We start from the raw sequence: 23,020 nt of genomic DNA, 5'->3' as shown, positions 1-23,020 counted from the left end.
GAGGGATCTCAGCCGCGGCCCGTCCGGGGCGCCTTGGAGTCGTCCGGGTCGCGGTCGGGGCCCGTGCCGTTGCGGGAAGGCCGGGGCTCCGCGCCCGTCAGCTCCGCCCACTGCTCGCCCGGCGGCAGCGCGGCGGGGGAGGCGGCGACGCGCGGCAGCGCGTACGGGTGGTGGTCGCGCAGCCAGCCGATCAGCTGCTCGCGCACCGCGCACCGCACCGTCCAGATGTCGTCCGCGTCCTTCGCCGTGACCACCGCCCGCACCTGGATCGTGGTCGGGGTCGTGTCGGTGACGGCCAGCGACCAGTCCCGGCCGTCCCAGGCGGCGATGTCGCCCAGGATGTCCCGCAGCTTCCGGCGCATCGCGGCCACCGGCGCCGCGTGGTCGAGGTGGAAGAAGACCGTGCCGGTCATCTGGACCCCGCCGCGCGACCAGTTCTCGAACGGCTTGCTCGTGAAGTACGAGACCGGCATCGTGATCCGCCGCTCGTCCCAGGTCCGTACCGCCAGGAACGTCAGCGTGATCTCCTCGATGGTCCCCCACTCGCCGTCCACCACCACGGTGTCGCCGATCCGGACCATGTCGCCGAAGGCGATCTGGAGCCCGGCGAAGAGGTTGCCGAGCGTCGACTGCGCCGCGACACCGGCGACGATGCCGAGCACCCCGGCCGAGGCCAGCATCGAGGTGCCGACCGCGCGCATCGCCGGGAACGTCAGCAGCATCGCGGCGATCGCGACCACCGTCACGACCGCGATGACGACCCGCTGGATCAGCGTGACCTGCGTACGGACCCGGCGCACCCGGGCCGGATCGCGGGTGGCCGTCGCGTACCGGGCGTAGGTGGCCTCCACGACCGTCACCGCGATCCGGACCACCAGCCAGGCGGAGGCGCCGATCAGGACGAGCGTGAGGGCCTGGCCGATCCCGACCCGGTGCTCCCACACCCAGGCGATGCCCGACTGGCGGTAGCTGCCCCGCAGCAGCGCGGTGATGATCACGACTTGCAGCGGTGGCCGGCAGCGCCGCAGCAGACCCCAGAGCGGGGTCTCGTGGTGGCGGCTGTCGGCCCTGCGCAGCAGCCGGTCGACCAGCCAGCCGACCAGCAGGGTGATCACCACGGAACCGCCGATCACGATCAGCGGGCGCAGCACGGTCTCCATCGCCTCGTCCTCCAAGCTGGGGGGCACAACTGGCACCATGGGCCTCATGGACATCATGCTTTTCCACTCGACCTACGGGCTCACGCCCGCGGTGCACGCGGCGGCCGCGCGCCTGAGGGACGCCGGCCACGAGGTGCGCGTGCCCGATCTCTTCGAGGGCCACACCTTCGGCACGGTGGAGGAGGGCCTGGCCTTCAAGGAGGAGGTCGGCAAGGAGGAGCTGCTGAAGCGCGCGGTGCTGGCCGCCGCCCCCTACTCGGACCTGGGACTCGTCTACGCCGGGTTCTCCCTCGGCGCGGCGACCGCCCAGACCCTGGCGCTCGGGGACGCGAAGGCGCGCGGGCTGCTGCTCTTCCACGGCACCTCGGACATCGCGGAGAACGCGACGGTGGAGGAGCTGCCGGTCCAGCTGCATGTGGCGGACCCGGACCCCTTCGAGTCCCATGACTGGCTCAACAGCTGGTACCTCCAGATGCAGCGCACGGGCGCCGACGTGGAGATCTACCGCTACCCCGGGGCCGGCCACCTCTTCACCGACCCCGACCTCCACGACTACGACCGGGCCGCCGCCGAGCAGACCTGGAAGGTCGCCCTCGGCTTCCTGGCCACCCTGTAGGCGGCCCTCAGCGGACCGGCCGGTCCGCCCGCTCGGCCTTCTGGGTGCCCCGCCGCGTCCGGTAGGAGCGCGCCCAGGAGGACGTGGCGTCCCTGGCCGTCCGGTCGGAGAGCACGTAGTAGTCCATCTGCGCGTGCCCGGCGGTGACGTCCAGGACGCCGTAGCCGTGCGAGTCCATGTCCACCCACTTCACATGGCGGTTGGCCCCCCGCACGGCCGCCGCCGCGACGAGCGACACGGTGTGCGGCGCGACCCTCAGGATGTCGTCCAGGTTGCCCGAGGTCACCGACGTGACGACGAACTCCGTCGCGGCCGAGGGCGACAGCGGATATGTGGCGGCCCGCACCGGCACATCGTTGGCCCAGGCCATGTGGACATCGCCGGTCAGGAACACCGTGTCGGTGATCCCCCGCTCCCGCAGATGCCCGATCAGCTCCCGGCGGTCGTCGGTGTACCCGTCCCACTGGTCCACGTTGACCGCGAGCCCCTCCTTCGGCAGCCCCAGCAGCCCGGCGAGCGGCTCCAGCAGATGCGCGGGGAGCGCGCCGAAGGCGACCGGCGAGATCATCACCGACGTACCGACCAGCTTCCACACCGCGTCCGACCCGGCCAGCCCCGCCTTCAGCCAGTCCAGCTGCGCCCGGCCCGTGATCGTACGCTCCGGGTCGTCCACCGCGCCGCTGCCGATGGACGCCTGCCGCGACCGGAAGCTCCGCAGGTCCAGCAGGTGCAGATCGGCCAGCCGCCCGAACCGCAGCCGCCGGTAGACCGTCCCCTCGGTGGAGGCGCGGACCGGCATCCACTCGAAGTACGCCTGCTTGGCCGCCGCCACCCGCTGCTCCCACACCCCCTCCGTACCCGGGGTGTGGTTCTGCGCCCCGCCCGACCAGGCGTCGTTGGCGAACTCGTGGTCGTCCCAGATCGCGATGACCGGGTGGGCCGCGTGCAGCGACTGGAGGTCGGCGTCGGTCTTGTAGTTGCCGTGCCGGGCCCGGTAGTCGGCGAGGTCCAGGATCTCGTGGGCGGGCCGGTGCTCGCGCAGGGCCGCGCCCTGGGTCGGGTAGCCGCCGGTCGCGTACTCGTACAGGTAGTCGCCCAGGTGCAGCACCGCGTCCAGGTCGGGGCGGGCGGCGAGATGCCGGTACGCGGAGAACCAGCCGGCCTCCCAGTTGGCGCAGGACACCACCCCGAAGCGGAGCCCCGCCACGTCCGCCCCGACGGCGGGCGCGGTGCGGGTGCGGCCGGTGGGGGAGTGGACCTCGCCGCCCCCGGGGCCCTGGCCGCCCGCCGTGAAGCGGAAGTAGTACGTCGTGGCCGGCCGCAGTCCGCGGACGTCGGCCTTCACCGTGTGGTCGGAGAGGGCCGAGGCGAGCGTCGCCCCGCTCGCGGCTGTCGCGGTGAACTCCCGGTCCTCCGCCACCTCCCAGCGCACCGGCGTATCGGCCCCGCGCCCCGAACCGGGCTCCGCGCCGGGCTCGGGGGTGACCCGGCTCCACAGCAGGACACCGTCGGGCAGCGGATCACCGGAGGCGACGCCGTGCAGGAAGGCGGGTGCCGGGGCCGCTGCCTCCGACGGGGCGGAGGCGGAAGCCGGAGCACTGGCGTCGGCGTCCGCGGTGGCGGAGAGTACGGGGACGGCTGCGGCGGTCGCGGCGGCGGCCCGGACGACCGTGCGGCGGCTCGGTGAGGAAACGTGTCGACTGGTCACGGCCCATCACCCTACTGGCGCGTACAGCGAACGGGCGGGCGAACAGAGGAAGTTCGCCCGCCCGTCAGCTGATGGTCCCCGGGAGGCCGCCGAGCCGTCCGGAGTACGGGGCCGGAGGCCGCAAGCACCGGGCCCGGGGCCGGAGTCCGAGCCGTCCGGAGTCCGAGCCGTCCGGAGTTACGGGGCCCGGAGGCCGGGAGCCGGAGCCGTTACGCCTTCAGCGCCTTGTCGACCGCCGCCCTGAAGTCGGCCGCCGTCATCGGGGCGTTGTCGGTGCCCTCGACCGTGACCTTCTTGCCGTCCATCTTCAGCGTCGGCGTGCCCTGCACATCGCTCTTGCCGAACGCCGCGGACATCTTCATCGCCCAGGCGTCGTACGTACCGTCCTCGACGTCCTTCCGGAAGTCCTTGTTGCCCTTCAGGGCGTCCACCGAGTCCGCGATCTCGATCAGATAGCTGTCCTTGGCGAACTTGTCGTCGCGCTCCTCGGGGTGGAACTTTGCGGAGTACAGCGCGGCCTTGTAGTCCATGAACGCCTCGGGGCTCACGTTCAGCGCCGCGCCGAGCGCGCTCAGGGCGTTCTTGGAGCCCTCACCGTTGTCGATGTTGTCGATGAAGGTCGCGCCGACGTACTGGACCTTGTACTTCCCGTCCTCGACGTCCTTCGCGAGCGTCTCGCCGACGCCCTGCTCGAAGGTGGCGCAGACCGGGCAGCGCGAGTCCTCGTACAGCTCCAGGGTCTTCTTGGCGTCGGACTTGCCGATCACCACGGTGGTGCCGTTCTCGCCCGAGGCGTTCTTCGGGACGCTGACGTTCTTCGCGTCGGCGGCGGCCTCCCAGGCGCTGGGCTTGTTCAGCTGCATCACGCCGTAGCTGATCCCGCCGACGACGGCGAGGGCGGCGACGACCGAGACCCCGACGACGACCTGCTTGCGCGTCCGGTCCTTCTTGGCCTGGCGCTCGCGCTCGGCGCGCAGCCGCTCACGGGCCGCTGCCTTGTTCTCCTGGGTGTTGCGCTTGCTCATGGTTCGTTTCTCCGTGAATACGTGGGGAGTGGAAGGGGTGCTGCCCGGTGTCGGCGCCCTGCCCTCAGGCAGAGGCGTACGCCGTGAGCGGCGGTCCCCTCCGGGCCACGGAGTGCACGAGGAGACGGGCCGGGGCGATCGGGTGCGCCCGCCCGGCGGCCCGGCGGAGACCGGCCGCGGACCGCAGGCCACCGCGCACCACCGCGACCGCGACGAGCAGCGGCCGGAACGCCACCAGCGCCGCCGCCCGCAGCAGCCCCGCCAGCGCCGCCTCCCCGCGCCGCAGCCAGGCGGCGGCGAGCAGGCCGACGGCCACATGGGCGGTGAGCAGCAGCCACGGCACGGCCGGACCGGGCTGGGCCAGCAGGGCCGCCGCGCGGTCGCCCGCGCCCGTCACCCCGGCGAGCGGGGTGCCCACCGCGCCCGCCTCGCCGCCGCACAGCACGTCGAAGCCCACCGAGCGCAGCGGACCCGCGATGGGCCCGCCTGCCGCCCCGTAACAGAGGTGCTGGCCCGCGGTGAAGAAGGTGTCGGCCGCCAGCTCCAGCGGGACGAGCAGCCCCGCGATCGCACCGAAACCGCGCTCCCGCCCGGCCAGCGCGTAGGCCACGGCGAAGACGGCTACGGCGAGCAGCCCCACCGCGGTCAGCGGCAGCGGGACCCCGGAGAGCAGGACGTGGGACGCGGTGGACAGGGTGACGACGAGCGCGGCGAAAAGCGCCGCGCGCGCCACCCTGAGCTGCGTACCTGAGATGTCCATCGCCGGAAAGTGTGTCATGTCGTGAGGTAAGCGGACCTTAAAAGAGGCTGAGAGTCGCCCGCTCCCCGACCGGGTGTGACGGCCCGGTGCGGCCTACAGGCCCGGGATGCGGCCGTTGCGGAAGAGGTCCACGAAGATCTGGTGGTCCGCACGGGCCCGTGCGCCGTAGCTGTGGGCGAAGTCCACCAGCAGCTCGCCGAACCCCTCCTCGTCGGCCGCGATGGCCGCGTCGATCGCCCGCTCCGTGGAGAACGGCACCAGCGAGTGGCCGCTCTCGTCGTCCGCCGCCGCGTGCATGGTGGCCGTCGCCCGGCCCAGATCGGCGACCACCGCCGCGATCTCGTCCACCTCGTCGATCTCGGACCAGTCCAGGTCGACCGCGTACGGCGAGACCTCGGCGACCAGCTGGCCCGCCCCGTCCAGCTCGGTCCAGCCCAGCCACGGGTCCGCGTGCGCCTGGAGCGCCCGCTGCGAGATCACCGTGCGGTGGCCCTCGTGCTGGAAGTAGTCCCGCACGGCGGCGTCCGTGATGTGCCGGGAGACCGCCGGGGTCTGCGCCTGCTTGAGGTAGATCACCACATCGTTCTCCAGGGCGTCGCTGTTGCCCTCCAGGAGGATGTTGTACGAGGGCAGCCCGGCCGATCCGATGCCGATGCCCCGGCGGCCCACCACGTCCTTGACCCGGTAGGAGTCGGGGCGGGTCAGGCTCGACTCCGGCAGCGTCTCCAGATAGCCGTCGAACGCGGCCAGCACCTTGTACCGCGTGGCGGCGTCCAGGTCGATCGCCCCGCCGCCGTCCGCGAACCGGCGCTCGAAGTCCCGGATCACCGTCATCGAGTCCAGCAGCGAGAACCGGGTCAGCGAACGGGCGGCCCGCAGCGCGTCCAGCAGCGGCCCCTGAGCCGTGTCCAGCGTGAAGGGCGGCACCTCGTCGTTCTTCGCGCCCGTCGCCAGCGCGTGGATGCGCTCCCGGTAGGCCCCGGCGAAGATCCGGACCAGGTCGGTGATCTGCTCGTCGGACAGCGCCTTGGCGTACCCGATCAGCGCCACGGAGGCGGCGAACCGCTTCAGGTCCCAGGTGAAGGGGCCCACGTACGCCTCGTCGAAGTCGTTGACGTTGAAGACGAGGCGGCCGTTGGCGTCCATGTAGGTGCCGAAGTTCTCCGCGTGGAGATCACCGTGAATCCAGACCCGGCCGGTGCGCTCGTCCAGATACGGCCCGCCGCGCTGCTCGCGCTCCAGGTCGGTGTAGAACAGGCAGGCCGTGCCCCGGTAGAAGGCGAAGGCCGAGCCCGCCATCTTGCGGAACTTGACCCGGAAGGCGGCCGGATCGGCGGCCAGCAGCTCTCCGAAGGCGGTGTCGAAAACGGCGAGAATCTGCTCCCCGCGCCGCGCCGCGCCGGTCTGCGTTTCCGACATTTCTTGCTGCCTCCCGCTGTAGCTGGCGTGCCTGGCCGGACCCGTGACCGCTCGACTGCGAGCGTGATGGAGTGCATGACAAAACGGACACGTGTCCTGCCCTCTCCAACGCTCGGCGGAAGCCGGGAGTGCCCGTCGTCCGGCGCCATCACGTCGTAGACTTCCACGCTGTCCCCCCGTCCGTCATCGCCCGACTTCCCGGAGGCCCGACGCCGTGACCAAGCCGCCCTTCACGCACCTGCACGTTCATACCCAGTACTCGCTGCTGGACGGTGCGGCGCGGCTCAAGGACATGTTCGAGGCGGCCAACGAGATGGGCATGACGCACATCGCGATGACCGACCACGGCAACCTGCACGGGGCCTACGACTTCTTCCACTCGGCGAAGAAGGCAGAGGTCACGCCGATCATCGGCATCGAGGCGTACGTGGCCCCCGAGTCGCGCAAGCACAAGCGCAAGGTGCAGTGGGGGCAGCCGCACCAGAAGCGTGACGACGTGTCCGGTTCCGGTGGTTACACCCACAAGACGATCTGGGCGGCGAACAAGACCGGGCTGCACAACCTCTTCCGGCTCTCCTCGGACGCGTACGCCGAGGGCTGGCTCCAGAAGTGGCCCCGGATGGACAAGGAGACCATCTCCCAGTGGTCCGAGGGGCTCATCGCCTCCACCGGCTGCCCCTCCGGAGAGGTGCAGACCCGGCTGCGGCTCGGCCAGTTCGACGAGGCGGTCCAGGCGGCCTCGGACTACAAGGACATCTTCGGCGAGGGCAGGTACTTCCTGGAGCTGATGGACCACGGCATCGAGATCGAGCGCCGGGTCCGCGACGGGCTGCTGGAGATCGGCAAGAAGCTGGGCATCCCGCCGCTGGTCACCAACGACTCCCACTACACGTACGCGCACGAGGCCACCGCCCACGACGCCCTGCTCTGCATCCAGACCGGCAAGAACCTCTCCGACCCGGACCGCTTCCGCTTCGACGGCACCGGCTACTACCTGAAGACGACGGACGAGATGTACGCCGTCGACTCCTCCGACGCCTGGCAGGAGGGGTGCGCCAACACCCTCCTGGTCGCCCAGCAGATCGACACCTCCGGCATGTTCGAGGCGAAGAACCTCATGCCGAAGTTCGACATCCCGGACGGCTTCACGGAGGTCACCTGGTTCCAGGAGGAGGTCCGCAACGGGATGAAGCGCCGCTTCCCGAACGGCGTCCCCGAGGACCGGCAGAAGCAGGTCGAGTACGAGATGGACATCATCATCCAGATGGGGTTCCCGGGGTACTTCCTGGTTGTCGCCGACTTCATCATGTGGGCCAAGAACAACGGCATCGCGGTGGGACCCGGCCGTGGTTCGGCGGCCGGTTCGATCGTGGCGTACGCGATGGGCATCACCGACCTCGACCCGATCGAGCACGGGCTGATCTTCGAGCGGTTCCTCAACCCCGAGCGCGTCTCGATGCCCGATGTCGACATCGACTTCGACGAGCGTCGGCGCGTCGAGGTGATCCGGTACGTGACCGAGAAGTACGGCGCCGACAAGGTCGCCATGATCGGCACGTACGGCAAGATCAAGGCGAAGAACGCCATCAAGGACTCGGCCCGTGTGCTGGGCTACCCCTACGCCATGGGCGACCGCCTCACCAAGGCGATGCCCGCCGACGTCCTCGGCAAGGGCATCGACCTCGACGGCATCACCAACCCCAAGCACCCGCGCTACAGCGAGGCGGGCGAGATCCGGGGGATGTACGAGAACGAGCCGGACGTCAAGAAGGTCATCGACACCGCGAGGGGCGTCGAGGGCCTGGTCCGGCAGATGGGCGTGCACGCCGCCGGCGTCATCATGTCCAGCGAGCCGATCGTCGACCACGCCCCGGTCTGGGTCCGGCACACCGACGGCGTCACCATCACGCAGTGGGACTACCCGCAGTGCGAGTCGCTCGGCCTGCTGAAGATGGACTTCCTCGGCCTGCGCAACCTGACGATCATGGACGACGCCATCAAGATGGTGAAGTCCAACAAGGGCATCGACCTGGAGATGCTCTCCCTGCCGCTGGACGACCCCAAGACGTACGAACTGCTCTGCCGCGGTGACACGCTCGGCGTCTTCCAGTTCGACGGCGGGCCGATGCGCTCCCTGCTCCGCCAGATGCAGCCCGACAACTTCGAGGACATCTCCGCCGTCTCGGCCCTCTACCGGCCGGGCCCGATGGGCATGAACTCGCACACGAACTACGCGGAGCGCAAGAACGGCCGCCAGGAGATCACCCCGATCCACCCGGAGCTGGAGGAGCCCCTCAAGGAGGTCCTCGGCCTCACCTACGGCCTGATCGTCTACCAGGAGCAGGTCCAGAAGGCCGCCCAGATCGTCGCCGGGTACTCGCTCGGCGAGGCCGACATCCTGCGCCGCGTGATGGGCAAGAAGAAGCCCGAGGAGCTGGCGAAGAACTTCGTCCTCTTCGAGAAGGGCGCCCGCGACAAGGGCTTCTCCGACGAGGCGATCAAGGCGCTCTGGGACGTCCTGGTGCCGTTCGCCGGGTACGCGTTCAACAAGGCGCACTCCTCGGCGTACGGCCTGGTCACCTACTGGACCGCCTACCTGAAGGCGAACTACCCCGCCGAGTACATGGCGGCCCTGCTGACCTCGGTCAAGGACGACAAGGACAAGTCCGCGGTCTACCTCAACGAGTGCCGCCGCATGGGCATCAAGGTGCTGCCGCCCAACGTCAACGAGTCGCTGTCCAACTTCGCGGCCCAGGGCGACGACGTGATCCTGTTCGGCCTGACCGCCATCCGCAACGTCGGCCAGAACGTCGTGGACTCGATCATCCGCTCCCGCAAGGCCAAGGGGAAGTACAGCTCCTTCCCCGACTTCCTCGACAAGGTCGAGGCGATCGTCTGCAACAAGCGCACCGTCGAATCGCTGATCAAGGCCGGTGCCTTCGACGAGATGGGCCACACCCGCAAGGGGCTCGTCGCCCACCACGAACCGATGATCGACAACGTGGTCCAGGTCAAGCGCAAGGAGGCCGAGGGCCAGTTCGACCTCTTCGGCGGCATGGGCGAGGAGGAGAGCGACGAGCCGGGCTTCGGGCTCGACGTGGAGTTCTCCGACATCGAGTGGGAGAAGTCCTACCTGCTCGCCCAGGAGCGGGAGATGCTCGGCCTGTACGTCTCCGACCACCCGCTCTTCGGCCTGGAGCACGTCCTCTCCGACAAGGCCGACGCCTCGATCTCCCAGCTCACCGGCGGGGACTACTCCGACGGCTCGGTCGTCACCGTCGGCGGCATCATCTCCGGCCTCCAGCGCAAGATGACCAAGCAGGGCAACGCCTGGGCCATCGCCACCGTGGAGGACCTGGCGGGCTCCATCGAGTGCATGTTCTTCCCCGCCACCTACCAGCTGGTCTCCACCCAGCTCGTCGAGGACACCGTCGTCTTCGTCAAGGGACGGCTCGACAAGCGCGAGGACGTGCCCCGGCTGGTCGCCATGGAGATGCAGGTCCCCGACATCTCCAACGCCGGGACCAACGCGCCCGTCATCCTCACCATCCCCACCGTGAAGATCACCCCGCCGATGGTCACCCGGCTCGGCGAGGTGCTCAGCCACCACCGGGGCGACACCGAGGTACGGATCAGGCTCCAGGGCCCCCGCACCACGACCGTCCTGCGGCTCGACCGGCACCGGGTCAAGGCCGACTCGGCCCTCTTCGGCGATCTGAAGGTGCTGCTCGGGCCCGCCTGCCTGGCCGGCTGAGTTCCGGGCGGTACGGAAACGACGAGAGGGGCGTCCCGCACCGTGCGGGACGCCCCTCTCGTGTCTCGACCGCGAGCGGCCGACGCGTCAGTGGCGCGCGTCGGACATGCGCGTCATATGCGCGCTTCAGTTGTGACCGAAGCGCCGCTGGTGCTTGCGCGCCACGTCGGACGGGCTGCCCTGGGCCTGCGTCTGCGGCTGGGTCTGCGACTCGTACGCCGTCGACTTGGCCTGCTCGGCGCTGCGCTCCGACGCGGACGCGCGGTCGTGCTGGCTGCCCTGCTTGCGGTTCTTGTTCTTGGCCATGGTGTATGCCTCCTGTGGGGAATCCTGGGGGTCCAGGACCGTTGTCAGACTCACATGGCCACACAAACCGTGCATGTTGGATCATTACCGTGCGTAGCGGTATCCGCAGTGGGCCCCTTCCCACCGCCCGCCCCGGAACCTTTTCCAGCTCTTTCCCGATTCGCCACGCCGATGATCGAGTTCCGGCCGTCAACCCTTGCGCGGTCGGGCAGACTCGAAGGAAACCCTGGGTAAGCGGACCCGTGCATCGAGGGGCGGGCCGCTGAACCGTTCCCGAATTCCTGGAAGAGGGTGGAACGCGTGGACCGTTGCGTCGTCCTGGTGGACGCAGGCTACTTGCTGGGCGCAGCCGCGAGCCTGCTGGCCGGAGAGCCCGCCCGGTCCCGCATCACCGTCGACCACGCCGCCCTCATCCAGGGGCTGCGCGAGCGGGCCGAGGCCGACACCCAGCAGCCGCTGCTGCGGATCTACTGGTTCGACGGCGCCCCCGACCGGGTGCCCCAGCCGGAGCACCGCAGGCTCCGCGTGATGCCCCGGGTGACCGTACGGCTGGGAGCCCTGACCCGCAGCGACGGACGCTGGGCGCAGAAGGGCGTGGACGCCGCCATGCACGCCGAGCTGACCGAGCTGGCCAGGAACCGGGCCTGTTCCGATGTGGTCCTGGTGACCGGCGACGGCGATCTGCTGCCCGGCCTCATGTCCGCCAAGGAGCACGGCGTCGCCGTCCACCTCTGGGCCGTCCAGGCCGCCGACGGCGACTACAACCAGTCCGAGGACCTGGTCGCGGAGGCCGACGAGCGGCGGGTCCTCGACCGGGCCTGGATCACCAAGGCCGTCCGCGCCAAGGACACCGGCGGCAACTTCCCCCCGCCGCCCGCCCCGCGCCCCGAGATCGCCGCCATCCTCTCCGCGCCCCTCCCGGAGGCCGCCCTCGCCGCCTCCGCCGAACGGGCCTCCGAAGCGGCGGCCCAGGCCGCCCGGGCGGCCGCCGCCCCCGACGGCCCCGCCGAGCCCGCCGGGACCGGCCGCTCCGAGGCCCCGCCCGCCTCCGGCCACAAGACCGTCCCCACCCCCAAGGACCTCGCCGCCCTCCGCGCCCACTCCACCCACCCCGACCGCAGCGCCGCCCAGCACGCCACCCCGGCCAACGCCACCCTGCGCTGGTCCTCCGACAAGGGCTGGGTCGAACGCGGCGGCCCCCTCGGCGAACCGGCCGAGACCGCGTCCCTGCCCACCCTCGCCCAGCTCACCAGCGCCGAACAGCGCTGGGCCGACCGGGAGGAGGACATCACCACCGTCGGCGGCGACCCCTTCGAGGTGGGCCAGGTCTTCGCCCGGCGCTGGATGGAACGCCTCCCGGAGACCGTCCACCTCCAGAAGCTCTCCACCATGTACCCCCGCATCCCGCACCGCATCGACGGCGAACTCCTGCGGTACGCGGCCCGCTTCGGCCTCCTCGCCCACAAGGACGACCAGATCGACGAGCACGACCGCTACGCGATCCGGGCCGGGTTCTGGCGCGAGATCGACGTGCGCGCGGCGGCCGAACACGTGCCCGCCGCGGAGTAGGGCCTTTCCCGCGGACCGGGGCGGGTGCCTCCCGCAGGTCGTGCCGGGGTTCCGCGACGCGTGGCGGCCCCGGGCGCGAACCGGGGCATGTGACCCCGTACCCTCGTACCTCGTGAGTACGGGCACAGCACAGGCGCAGCGCGACAACGGCACCGTGTGCGCGGTGCGTGACCTCGTCAAGACCTACCCCGCCGTCCGGGGCCGCCGAGGCGCACCCGCCACCCCCGAGGTCCGCGCCACCGACGGGATCAGCCTCGACGTCGAGCGCGGCGAGATCTTCGGGCTGCTCGGCCCCAACGGCGCCGGGAAGTCCACGCTGGTGCGCCAGCTCACCGGGCTGATGCGGCCCGACTCCGGCTCCGTCGAGGTCCTCGGCCACGACCTCGTACGCCACCCCGAGCGGGCCTCCCGGCTGATCGGCTACCTCGGGCAGGAATCCACCGCCCTGGACGAGCTGACCGTCTCCCTGGCGGCCGAGACCACCGGGCGGCTGCGCGGGCTCCACGTCCGCGAGGCGCGTGCCGAACGCGACGCCGTACTGGAGGAGCTCGGCCTCACCGAACTGGCCGGGCGGCCCCTGAAGAAGCTCTCCGGCGGTCAGCGCAGGCTCGCCTGCTTCGCCGCCACGCTCGTCGGGGACCGGCCCGTGCTGGTCCTGGACGAGCCCACGACCGGAATGGACCCGGTGGCCCGGCGGGCCGTCTGGGCCGCCGTCGACCGCCGCCGGGCCGAGCGCGGGGCCACGGTGCTGCTGGTCACCCACAACGTCATCGAGGCCGAGACCGTCCTCGACCGGGTCGCCGTCCTGGAGCGCGGCCGGGTCATCGCCTGCGACACCCCCTCCGGACTCAAGGAGAAGGTCGCCGGGGAGGTCCGCGTCGAGCTCATGTGGCGCGAGCGGGCCCCGCTGGACGTCCCGGAGGTCGCCGCGCTGCGCCCGTCCGCCCAGGAGTCCGGGCGGCGCTGGGTGCTGCGGCTCGGCCCCGACGAGGCGCGGGCCGCGGTCGCCGCGGTGACGGGCGGCGCGGCCTTCGCCGCGCTGGACGATTTCACCCTGGCCACACCCAGCCTGGAAGATGTGTACCTGGCGCTCGGCGGGGACGCGGCCAATGCGAGCAAAGGGCTGGTGAAGGCGTGAGGACGCACGGACGCGGGACGCGGGCGCTGAACGCCGCGTCGCACGAACGCGGGACGCGGGCGCTGAACGCCGCGCGGGCGCGGGACGTCATGCGGTACGGAGACGTGATGCGGTACGCAGTGGTGGGCGCGGCGCATGCGCCGGGCGGGTGTAAGGGGAGCGGCCTCAGGTGACGAGCATCATTCCGGCCCGGACCGCACCCGCGCGTGTCCGGCCCCTGCCCGGCCCCTCCGGTCCCGGCTCCGCCGCGCGGACCGTGCCCGCCCCCCTCGCGCCGCGCGCCCGGCTGCTGCCCTCGCTGGCCGCCGTCTACCGCGCCCAGCTCTCCCGGGCGCGGGTCGCCCGTATCCCGCTGCTCTTCGTGGCCACCTTCCAGTCCGTCGGGATCATGGTCCTGATGCGGGGCGTCGTCGACGGCGGGGCCGAGGCCCGCGCGGTGGTCGCCGGTTCCAGCGTGCTGGTCGTGGCGTTCGTCGCGCTCAACCTGCTCGCCCAGTACTTCGGCCAGCTGCGGGCGGGCGGCGGGCTCGACCACTACGCCACCCTGCCGGTGCCGCCCGCCGCCGTGGTGCTGGGTGCGGCGGCGGCGTACGCCTCGTTCACCGTGCCCGGCACGGTCTTCACGGCGGTCGCCGGGAGCGTGCTGTTCCAGCTCCCGCTGACCCATCTGTGGGTCCTGGTCGCCGTCATCCCGCTCTCCGGCGCGGCCCTGGCCGGACTGGGGGCCGCCCTGGGGCTGCTCGCCCCGCGCCAGGAGCTGGCCACGCTGCTGGGGCAGCTGGGCATGTCCGCCGCCCTGCTCCTCGGCGTCCTGCCTGCCGACCGGCTGCCGGGGCCGGTGGGCTGGGCGCGCGATCTGCTGCCCTCGACGTACGGGGTCGAGGCGCTGGCCCGCTCCTTCGACGCCTCTCCGGACTGGGGCATGATCGGCTTCTTCCTCGCGATCTGCGCGGTGGTGGGGGTGCTGTCGCTGGCCGTGGCCACGTGGGCGTACCGGCGGGCGGCCGTTCGGTAGGGGCGGGTTCGACGGGGGCGGTTCGTACGTCGGTGGCCCGCCCTTCACGCGTGCGGCGGCCGGTGAGGCGCCGCACAGGGTGGCCTGGCACGATGGCACGGTGACCGCACCTCTGACGCCGCCTCACCAGCCGAACCCCCACGATCCGTGGCAGGCCCCGCCCTCGGGCTCCCATCTCGCGCCCGCGTACGGCTCGCCGGACGACCCGGACACGGCGACGGAGCTCCGTCAGGCCGCCGCGGTCGTCGCGCTGCTGACGCTCTCCGGTATCGCCCTCGGGCTGCTGTGGCTGTGGCTCGCGCCCCGGGTGCCCCTGGTCTCCGACGGCAGCGCCGTCTTCCTGGAGAACAGCGAGGGCGAGGAGGCGATCGGGGCGGACGGAACGTTTGTCCTGCTGGCCGTGGCGTTCGGCCTGGTGTCGGCGGCGGCCGTCTTCTGGCGGCTGCGGCGCGGTGGCGTCTACGTGGTGCTGGGGCTCGCGCTGGGCGGGGTGCTCGGCTCGCTGGTGGCCTGGCGGGTCGGGGTCTGGCTGGGGCCGTCCTCCGACGTGGTGTCCCGGGCCCGGGAGGTCGGCAAGGGGGTGGCGTTCGACGCGCCGCTGGAACTGCACGCGGCGGCGGTGGCCGTACTCGTGTGGTCGATCGTGGCGATGGCCGCGCATCTGGCGTTGACCGGGGTGTTCGGGCCTCGGGACCCCGAGCCGGAGTGGGGTGGGGCGGGGTGGTCCGCGTATTACGGGGGGCCGGGGGAGGGGGCGCCCGGGGGGCCTGGGGCTCCTGGGTCCGGGGCTCCTGGGGCCGGTGTGCCGCCGAAGCCGCCTGTGGTGGGTGGGGGGTCGGGGGCGTCCTAGCGGGTGGTCCGGCGGTGCGGGTGCGGCGCCTGCGGCGGGCTTGTTCCCCTACCCGCCCCTTCCCGAAACCGGGGCTCCGCCCCGGACCCCGCTCCTCAAACGCCGGAGGGGCTGAAAGAGAAGGCGAAGGGGCTGAAAGAGAAGCCGCAGGGGCTGGAAGGGAAGCCGCAGGGGCTGGAAAATCCAGCCCCTCCGGCGCTTGAGGAGATCCTTCAGACCCGGCCGATCTCCGCGAACACCGCCCCCGTCAGCTCCGCCAGGTCCTCCGCCGACAGCTCCACCTCCAGGCCCCTTCGCCCCGCCGACACGCACACCGTCGCGTGCGACCGGGCCGACGCGTCCAGCACCGTACGCAGGCGTTTGCGCTGGCCCAGGGGGGAGATGCCGCCGCGTACGTAGCCCGTGGTGCGTTCCGCGGCTGCCGGGTCCGCCATCGTGGCGCGTTTGCCGCCCACCGCCGCCGCCAGGGCCTTGAGGTCCAGGGAGCCGGCCACCGGGACGACCGCGACCGTCAGTTCGCCGTCCACGTCCGCGACCAGAGTCTTGAAGACCCGGTCGGGGGAGACGCCCAGGGCCTCGGCGGCCTCCTCGCCGTAGGAGGGGGAGGCCGGGTCGTGCTCGTAGGCGTGGACGGTGAAGGCGGTGCCCGCCGCGGTCAGGGCGACCGTGGCGGGGGTGCCGCCCGACTGCTTCTTCGGCTTCTTCGCCACCGGAGGGCCTCGTTCAGTTGGGGTGGGTGGGGGCGCGGGTCAGGTCGGGGGCGGGGAGCGAGGGCAGGTGGCGGATGACCGCCGTCTCCCGGCGCAGCAGCGTCAGCTCCTCGCGCAGGCGGGTCGCGGTGTCCGGGGCCTGGAGCAGGCGCTGTTTGGTGGGGGTGTCCAGGACCGTGGCCGCCGCGACCAGGTAGGAGATGACGGAGGGGTCGTCGGGGAGCTCGGAGCTGGTGGCGAGGGAGCGTTCGTTCGCCCCGGCCAGCCGCTTCTGGTAGGCGCGGAAGGCCCGCAGGACGCCTTCGGCCAGGGCTCCGGCCTCGTCCGCCTCGTCCTCGGCCGGGGGCTCCTCGGTCACCTCCTCGACCTCGGCGCTCAGATACGGGCCGCTCGCGTCGACGGAGAGCAGCCTGACCCGGGTGGTGCCGGTGGCCAGGACCTCGAAGCTGCCGTCCGGGCGCTCGCGGATGGTCGCCGCGTCGGCCACGCAGCCGACGCGGTGGAAGGTCTGGATCGGGTCGGGGCCGAAGCCCTCGGCGGGGGCGCGTTCGGCCGGGGGCGCGGAGGCGACGGGGTCCGGCATGCCGGTGCCCGTCACCGCGGTCTCGCGGCCGTCGCGGATCGCGACCACGACGAAGCGGCGGGGCTCGTCCTCGTCGCTCTTGAGCAGCTCCCGCATCATGGCGCGATACCGCTCCTCGAAGACGTTGAGCGGCAGCACGAGGCCGGGGAACAGCACCACGTTGAGCGGGAACAGGGGAAGACGGGCGGTGGTCACAACGCTCAAGCGTAATGGCCGCGCGGACGGCCGCGGTCGGCCCGGTTGCGCAAGGGGGTCATGGAGGCCACCTGGAGCCGCGCGCCGTCCCGGGCGTCGAGGAACCGGCCCAGCGCGTCGTCGGAGAGCGAGGACCACGGGAACGAGGTCGCGTGCCGCCCGATCAGCGTGAACTGGTCCAGCGCCTCGGCCCAGCGGCCCCGGGCGAGGAGCACGTACGCGAGGAGGTTGCGGACCTCGGCGGGCCACGGGTCGCCGGGCCGGTGCGCGGCCGACAGCCGGATGGCCGCGTCGGCCGCCGCGTCGATCCGCTCCTCCAGTACGGAGGTGGTCCGGCCCGCCGCCTGGGTGTCCAGGAGCAGAGCGAAGGCCGCCCGGACCGGGAGGGCCTGCACCAGGGAGTCGGGCACGGCGTCCTCGGCGGCCCGCTCGGCGAAGTCGAAGCACTCGCGGTGCGAGCCGTACCAGGCGGCGGAGAGGTAGCGCAGGGCCGCCACATGGCAGCCGTAGTGGTGCGCGGAGCGCCGTACCGCCTGCTCCCACAGCGATTCGAAGGCCGTGTGCGTGGCGTGGGTGCCCCGGGCGTGGTCCAGGGCCAGGCGCCACGGCACCGGGTCGCGCGGGTCGGCCTCGGCGGCCGCGGTGATCATCGGGCCCACCTCGTGGAGCCGCTCCGCGCGGGCGGGCGACTCCCAGGCCCGCCGGACCGCGAGCTCCGCCTTGACCAGCAGGGCGTCGGGGTCGCGCGGGGCGGCGGCCAGCCAGTCGGTGAGCCAGCCGTCCCGGTGGCGGGCGAAGGTGACGAGCCGGCCGAGATAGCGGTCGCGCATCTCCCAGTCGGCGTCCGACCGGGTGGCGGCGAGCAGTCCGGCGGCCGGTCCGTGGTCGCCCAGGGCAGCGGCCACCAGCGCCGGGGAGAGCCGCTCGTCGGGGGCGTCGAGCAGCACGGCGTCGTCCGCGGGCAGTCCGGCGGACAGCGGGGGGCTGTGCCGGATCATGCGCGCGGTGCTGAGCAGAGCACGAAGGAAGGCCATGGTGCAGACCATTGAAAAGCGCTGGTGAGGGCGGCGCCAGGGGTGCGCTGTGAAGCTTCTGTGCCGAGTGAATGGGTTGTACAGGGGCGGGTCAAGAACGGGCAAAGGAAATGTCCGCCGGTGGCTTGAAAGCGACTCTGCGGGTGGGGTGCTGCCGGTGCCGTACCCGCCCCGGGGCGACCCCGGACCCGCCGGTCCGGGGTCCCCTCACCTGGTTCCAGCTGCCCTTTCCGTCACCCCCTGCGCAGCAGCCGGGAGGCTCCGGCGGCCACCGTCGTGGCCAGAATCCACCCCACGAGCACCAGACAGGCCGCCGCCCACTGCCAGCCGCCCTCCATCCGCCAATATCCGTCCTGGCCGAGGTTGATCACCGGGATGAGGAGGTCCAGCGCATAGAGCGCCGGGTTCCACAGCGGCGACTCGTCGTCCTTGATCGGCGCCGGGTCGTACCGCGAGAACGCCGCCGTCCCCGCCGCCCACAGCACCGCCATCCACACCAGCGCCCGCCCCGGCCGGTACCCGTACGCCACCGTCCAGTCCTGGAGGAACCCCCACGCCTTCGCGGCGGGCGGCAGCGTCTCGCGGCGCCGCCGCTGCTTGGCCAGCAGCACCTCCCGCGCGTCCGCGTCCTCGCCGCAGCTGCGCATCACCGTCGCGAGGCGCTCGTACGGCTCGGGGACGTACTCCGGAGTCGCCGCCAGCACCCACTCCAGCCGCCGCGAGAGCGGGAAATGGCCATAGGGGACGAGGTTCTCGTAGACGAAACCGCCCATCGCCAGCCCCCCGGGCCCCGGCCAGCTGGTGGACAGGTCGATCAGGGTCACCACCCGCGCGCCGTTCAGCACGACCCGCCCCTCCTCCGGGCGCTCCGCGTTGAACCGCAGCTCCGGCGTGACGATCCGGCGCAGCGACAGCTCCTCCTGCCGGGTCAGCGTGAACCGGGCCTTGTGCAGGTCCACCGCGTCCCCGAACCGCCCGTCGTCCAGCCGCACCCCGCCCTTGCACTCCACGATCTGCGACCGGGTCCCGCGCGCCGGGGTCGGGGCGTAGACCACGCCGTACGGGGGAGTCGTGCCCTGGTTCCCCGTCTCGACGCTCACCCACGCCTCGGACATGTAGAGCGTGCGCTCCACCGTCAGCTGCGGCGCGTTCAGCGCCCGCCGGTCCTCCGCCGCCCGCAAGTGGCTGCCGCGCAGACTCAGCGAACCGCCCACCTTCGCCCCGCGCAGGCTCAGCTCCCCGTGCGTCTCGATCATCTCGGCCTGGAGGTCCTGGGCGACCGCCATACCGTCCCCGACGAACGCCCGGCCGTGCCGGTCGGGCCCCACACTGAGCTGGTTGATCAGCAGATCCGTGCCGATCTGCGCGTCGGTGAGCCGGATGCCCCGGTCGATCCGGCAGCGCGGCAGATGCAGATCGCCCTCCGTGTGCAGCCGGGCCGCCTCCAGCCGGGGCAGCAGACAGCCCACCATCCGTAACGTCGTGAAGTGGCACTCCGGCAGCACCACCTCCTGCTCGAAGCGGCACCCGGTCAGCTCCACGTACGGCGAGACCCGGCCGCCCGCCAGGTCCAGCTTCCCGGTGATCCGCACCCCCCGGAGCTTGAGCGCCGCCACCCGGCCGGGTCTCGCGGGCGGCCCGCTCAGCAGCAGCCGCGCCACCGTGCGCGCCCCGACACTGCGCTCGGGCCCCCACACATGCGGGGCGAACGGATCGTTGCGGGTGGGGTCGTAGGTCCGTAAGTCGTAGGTGGTCCCGTTGCGGAAGGACTGCCACATGCCCAGCTCCGCCGCGCTGAGGCCGTCCGGGATATCGCCTTCGTGCGGCTCGGTCACGGCCGCTCCCTCCGTGCACACATGCTGTAGTCGTGTCTTTCCCTCTGCGTGACGGCGTGAAAGCTATCGGTCAGCAGTGACAACAGGTGCGGCCCGAGTTGGCCGAGACACGTAGCAGCCACTGATGCGCGCGACCCATGTATCAGCCAGTGATACGGGCGACCGGGCGTCCGGAGCGGTCTGCGAGAATTGCGGTGTGATCTCTCGAATCGATCTGCGCGGCGACACCCTCCCCGAGGGTGCGGCCCTGCGCGACCTGCTGCCCCGTGCCGAGTTCGACGTGGAAGCCGCCCTGGAGACGGTGCGGCCCATCTGCGAGGACGTACGCCATCGTGGCTCCGCGGCAGTGATCGAGTGGGGGGAGAAGTTCGACGGTGTCCGGATCTCGTCGGTCCGGGTGCCCGCCGAGGCGCTGACGAAGGCCCTGGCGGAGCTGGACCCGGCCGTCCGCGCCGCGCTGGAGGAGTCGATCCGCCGCGCCCGCCTCGTCCACCGCGAGCAGCGCCGCACCCCGCACACCACCCAGGTCGTCCCCGGCGGCACCGTCACCGAGAAGTGGGTCCCCGTCGAGCGCGTCGGGCTCTACGTCCCCGGCGGCCGCTCGGTCTACCCCTCCTCCGTCGTGATGAACGTCGTCCCGGCCCAGGAGGCGGGCGTCGAGGGCATCGCCGTGGCCTCCCCGCCGCAGAAGGAGTTCGACGGCCTCCCGCACCCCACGATCCTCGCCGCCTGCGCCCTGCTCGGCGTGGACGAGGTGTACGCGGCGGGCGGCGCCCAGGCCGTCGCGATGTTCGCGTACGGCACCGAGGACTGCGCCCCGGTCAACCTGGTCACCGGCCCCGGCAACATCTACGTCGCCGCCGCCAAGCGCCTCCTCAAGGGCCGCATCGGCATCGACGCCGAGGCCGGGCCCACCGAGATCGCGATCCTCGCCGACCACACCGCCGACCCGGTGCACGTCGCCGCCGACCTGATCAGCCAGGCCGAGCACGACCCGATGGCCGCCGCCGTCCTGGTCACCGACTCCGAGGAGCTGGCCGCCGCCACCGAGGCGGAGCTGATCCCCCAGGTCGCCGCCACCAAGCACGTCACCGACCGCATCGAGCCCGCGCTCGCCGGGCGCCAGTCCGCGATCGTCCTGGTCTCCTCCGTCGAGGACGGCCTCAAGGTCGTCGACGCCTACGGGGCCGAGCACCTGGAGATCCAGACCGCCGACGCCGCCGCCGTCGCCGACCGGGTCCGCAACGCCGGAGCGATCTTCGTCGGCCCCTGGGCACCCGTCTCGCTGGGCGACTACTGCGCGGGCTCCAACCACGTCCTGCCCACCGGCGGCTGCGCCTGCCACTCCTCGGGCCTCTCCGTGCAGTCCTTCCTGCGCGGCATCCACATCGTCGACTACAGCCGCGACGCCCTCGCGGAGGTCACCCACCATGTCGTGACCCTCGCCGAGGCGGAGGACCTCCCCGCCCACGGCGCCGCGCTCAAGGCAAGGTTCGGATGGAAGGTCCCCCAGCAGTGACGAACGGCAGCACCACCCCTCGTAACGCCGAGGCCGGGAACGAGCCCCGCAACCCCTGGGACGAGCTCCCCATCCGCGACGAGCTGCGCGGCCAGTCCCCGTACGGAGCGCCGCAACTCGACGTCCCCGTACGCCTCAACACCAACGAGAACCCGTATCCGCTCCCCGACGCCCTGGTCGACCGCATCGCGGAGCGGGTCCGCGAGGCCGCCCGCGACCTCAACCGCTACCCCGACCGGGACGCCGTCGAGCTCCGCACCGAGCTGGCCCGCTACCTCACCCGCACCGCCGGGCACGAGGTCACGGCAGCCCACGTATGGGCGGCCAACGGCTCCAACGAGGTCCTTCAGCAGCTGCTCCAGACCTTCGGCGGGCCCGGCCGCACCGCGATCGGCTTCGAACCCTCGTACTCGATGCACGCCCTCATCTCGCGCGGCACCGGCACCGGCTGGATCTCCGGCCCGCGAGGCGAGGACTTCACCATCGACGTGGCGGCCGCCCGCGCCGCCATCGCCGAGCACCGCCCCGAGGTCGTCTTCATCACCTCGCCCAACAACCCCACCGGCACCGCCGTCGACGCCGACACCGTCCTCGCCCTCTACGACGCCGCCCAGGCCGCCGGTCCTTCGATCGTCGTCGTGGACGAGGCGTACGGCGAGTTCAGCCACCACCCCTCGCTGCTCCCGCTCATCGCGGGCCGCCGTAACCTGATCGTCTCGCGGACCATGTCCAAGGCGTTCGGCGCGGCCGGGCTGCGCCTGGGCTACCTCGCCGCCGACCCGGCCGTGGTCGACGCGGTCCAGCTGGTGCGGCTGCCGTACCACCTCTCCTCGATCACCCAGGCCACCGCGCTCGCCGCCCTGGAGCACACCGATACGCTGCTGGGGTACGTCGCGCAGCTCAAGAGCGAGCGCGACCGGCTGGTGGCCGAGCTGCGCGCCATCGGCTACGAGGTCACCGAGTCGGACGCCAACTTCGTCCAGTTCGGCCGCTTCGACGACAGCCACACCGCCTGGCAGCAGATCCTCGACCGGGGCGTCCTGGTCCGGGACAACGGCGTACCGGGATGGCTGCGGGTCACCGCAGGAACCCCGGCCGAGAACGACGCGTTCCTCGATGCGGTACGCGAACTCAAGAAGGAGCACGACGCATGAGCCCCCGCGTAGGCCGCGTGGAACGCACCACCAAGGAAACATCCGTGCTGGTCGAGATCAACCTCGACGGCAGCGGAAAGGTCGATGTCGCCACCGGGGTCGGCTTCTACGACCACATGCTCGACCAGCTCGGCCGCCACGGCCTCTTCGACCTCACGGTCAAGACCGAGGGCGACCTGCACATCGACACCCACCACACCATCGAGGACACCGCCCTCGCGCTCGGCGCCGCCTTCAAGCAGGCCCTCGGCGACAAGGTCGGCATCTACCGCTTCGGCAACTGCACCGTGCCCCTGGACGAGTCGCTCGCCCAGGTCACCGTCGACCTCTCCGGCCGCCCCTATCTGGTACACACCGAGCCGGAGAACATGGCCCCGATGATCGGCACGTACGACACGACGATGACCCGCCACATCTTCGAGTCCTTCGTCGCCCAGGCCCAGATCGCCCTGCACATCCACGTCCCGTACGGGCGCAACGCCCACCACATCGTGGAGTGCCAGTTCAAGGCGCTCGCCCGCGCCCTGCGGTACGCCTCCGAGCACGACCCGCGCGCCGCCGGCATCCTGCCCTCCACGAAGGGCGCCCTGTGACCGGCCTCAACACCATCCTGATCGTCGTCGGCCTCTTCCTGGCCGGCGGCGTCTACTCCTTCGTGAAGCAGGGGATG

Annotated in this window: 19 protein-coding genes; 9 read left to right on the top strand and 10 right to left on the bottom strand. The window is 72.0% G+C overall.

Annotated features, from left to right (window positions below):
* Window positions 1–8: 8 nt before the first annotated feature.
* Entirely contained in the window at window positions 9–1,160 is a 1,152-nt protein-coding gene (locus B7C62_07125) for a mechanosensitive ion channel protein (GenBank protein ID ARF72063.1), read from the bottom strand.
* Between the two features lie 37 nt (window positions 1,161–1,197).
* Here B7C62_07125 and B7C62_07120 point away from each other — a divergent pair, with 37 nt between their 5' ends.
* Window positions 1,198–1,776 carry a dienelactone hydrolase gene (locus B7C62_07120; protein ID ARF77028.1) on the top strand — a complete coding sequence of 193 codons (579 nt, stop codon included), beginning with the start codon at window positions 1,198–1,200 and terminating at the stop codon, window positions 1,774–1,776.
* Between the two features lie 7 nt (window positions 1,777–1,783).
* Here B7C62_07120 and B7C62_07115 read toward each other — a convergent pair whose 3' ends face one another.
* The 4 genes from B7C62_07115 to B7C62_07100 all read right to left on the bottom strand — a co-directional run bounded on the left by B7C62_07115 (window position 1,784) and on the right by B7C62_07100 (window position 6,688).
* Window positions 1,784–3,484 carry an alkaline phosphatase gene (locus B7C62_07115; GenBank protein ARF72062.1) on the bottom strand — a complete coding sequence of 567 codons (1,701 nt, stop codon included), beginning with the start codon at window positions 3,482–3,484 and terminating at the stop codon, window positions 1,784–1,786.
* A 209-nt stretch (window positions 3,485–3,693) separates the two neighbouring features.
* Window positions 3,694–4,509: a disulfide bond formation protein DsbA gene (locus tag B7C62_07110; GenBank protein ARF72061.1), complete on the bottom strand. Its 816-nt coding sequence runs from the start codon at window positions 4,507–4,509 to the stop codon at window positions 3,694–3,696.
* A 64-nt stretch (window positions 4,510–4,573) separates the two neighbouring features.
* Complete coding sequence (locus B7C62_07105) at window positions 4,574–5,269, bottom strand: hypothetical protein (GenBank protein ID ARF72060.1); 696 nt, start codon at window positions 5,267–5,269, stop codon at window positions 4,574–4,576.
* Window positions 5,270–5,362: 93 nt separating this feature from the next.
* Window positions 5,363–6,688: a hypothetical protein gene (locus B7C62_07100; protein ARF77027.1), complete on the bottom strand. Its 1,326-nt coding sequence runs from the start codon at window positions 6,686–6,688 to the stop codon at window positions 5,363–5,365.
* Window positions 6,689–6,902: 214 nt separating this feature from the next.
* Between B7C62_07100 and B7C62_07095 the strand changes: the two genes are divergently transcribed.
* Entirely contained in the window at window positions 6,903–10,442 is a 3,540-nt protein-coding gene (locus B7C62_07095; GenBank protein ID ARF72059.1) for a DNA polymerase III subunit alpha, read from the top strand.
* Between the two features lie 126 nt (window positions 10,443–10,568).
* On the opposite strand, the gene B7C62_07090 is transcribed toward B7C62_07095, so the two are convergent.
* Window positions 10,569–10,748: a hypothetical protein gene (locus B7C62_07090; protein ARF72058.1), complete on the bottom strand. Its 180-nt coding sequence runs from the start codon at window positions 10,746–10,748 to the stop codon at window positions 10,569–10,571.
* Window positions 10,749–11,048: 300 nt separating this feature from the next.
* On the opposite strand from B7C62_07090, the gene B7C62_07085 reads away from it, so the two are divergent.
* The 4 genes from B7C62_07085 to B7C62_07070 all read left to right on the top strand — a co-directional run bounded on the left by B7C62_07085 (window position 11,049) and on the right by B7C62_07070 (window position 15,320).
* A complete protein-coding gene (locus tag B7C62_07085; GenBank protein ARF77026.1) occupies window positions 11,049–12,317 on the top strand; it encodes an NYN domain-containing protein in 1,269 nt (422 codons plus the stop codon).
* Between the two features lie 154 nt (window positions 12,318–12,471).
* The gene (locus B7C62_07080) at window positions 12,472–13,455 is read left to right on the top strand and encodes an export ABC transporter ATP-binding protein (GenBank protein ID ARF77025.1); all 984 of its coding nucleotides are present in this window, start codon (window positions 12,472–12,474) and stop codon (window positions 13,453–13,455) included.
* A 169-nt stretch (window positions 13,456–13,624) separates the two neighbouring features.
* Complete coding sequence (locus B7C62_07075; protein ARF72057.1) at window positions 13,625–14,470, top strand: transporter; 846 nt, start codon at window positions 13,625–13,627, stop codon at window positions 14,468–14,470.
* Window positions 14,471–14,549: 79 nt separating this feature from the next.
* A complete protein-coding gene (locus tag B7C62_07070; GenBank protein ID ARF72056.1) occupies window positions 14,550–15,320 on the top strand; it encodes an ABC transporter permease in 771 nt (256 codons plus the stop codon).
* Window positions 15,321–15,532: 212 nt separating this feature from the next.
* On the opposite strand, the gene B7C62_07065 is transcribed toward B7C62_07070, so the two are convergent.
* The 4 genes from B7C62_07065 to B7C62_07050 form a co-directional block, all read right to left on the bottom strand.
* On the bottom strand, window positions 15,533–16,030 hold the full coding sequence (locus B7C62_07065; protein ID ARF72055.1) for an aminoacyl-tRNA deacylase: 498 nt from the start codon (window positions 16,028–16,030) through the stop codon (window positions 15,533–15,535).
* 13 nt (window positions 16,031–16,043) lie between these two features.
* The gene (locus B7C62_07060) at window positions 16,044–16,808 is read right to left on the bottom strand and encodes an ATP-dependent protease (GenBank protein ID ARF72054.1); all 765 of its coding nucleotides are present in this window, start codon (window positions 16,806–16,808) and stop codon (window positions 16,044–16,046) included.
* Between the two features lie 5 nt (window positions 16,809–16,813).
* Window positions 16,814–17,854 carry a hypothetical protein gene (locus B7C62_07055; GenBank protein ID ARF72053.1) on the bottom strand — a complete coding sequence of 347 codons (1,041 nt, stop codon included), beginning with the start codon at window positions 17,852–17,854 and terminating at the stop codon, window positions 16,814–16,816.
* 221 nt (window positions 17,855–18,075) lie between these two features.
* Window positions 18,076–19,677 carry an oxidoreductase gene (locus B7C62_07050; protein ID ARF72052.1) on the bottom strand — a complete coding sequence of 534 codons (1,602 nt, stop codon included), beginning with the start codon at window positions 19,675–19,677 and terminating at the stop codon, window positions 18,076–18,078.
* 196 nt (window positions 19,678–19,873) lie between these two features.
* On the opposite strand from B7C62_07050, the gene B7C62_07045 reads away from it, so the two are divergent.
* From B7C62_07045 to B7C62_07035, 3 genes are read left to right on the top strand one after another with little or no spacing between them, the layout of a single operon-like run.
* Entirely contained in the window at window positions 19,874–21,196 is a 1,323-nt protein-coding gene (locus tag B7C62_07045) for a histidinol dehydrogenase (GenBank protein ARF72051.1), read from the top strand.
* Window positions 21,193–22,350 carry a histidinol-phosphate transaminase gene (locus tag B7C62_07040; GenBank protein ID ARF72050.1) on the top strand — a complete coding sequence of 386 codons (1,158 nt, stop codon included), beginning with the start codon at window positions 21,193–21,195 and terminating at the stop codon, window positions 22,348–22,350. Before B7C62_07045 ends, B7C62_07040 begins: the two co-directional genes overlap by 4 nt.
* A complete protein-coding gene (locus tag B7C62_07035) occupies window positions 22,347–22,943 on the top strand; it encodes an imidazoleglycerol-phosphate dehydratase (protein ARF72049.1) in 597 nt (198 codons plus the stop codon). Before B7C62_07040 ends, B7C62_07035 begins: the two co-directional genes overlap by 4 nt.
* Window positions 22,944–23,020 lie beyond the last annotated feature (77 nt).

Source organism: Kitasatospora albolonga, assembly GCA_002082585.1.
In the GTDB taxonomy this organism is placed as follows: domain Bacteria; phylum Actinomycetota; class Actinomycetes; order Streptomycetales; family Streptomycetaceae; genus Streptomyces; species Streptomyces stephensoniae.
Note: the sequence above shows the minus strand (reverse complement) of the source record. Positions and strands in the feature narration are given on the sequence as shown.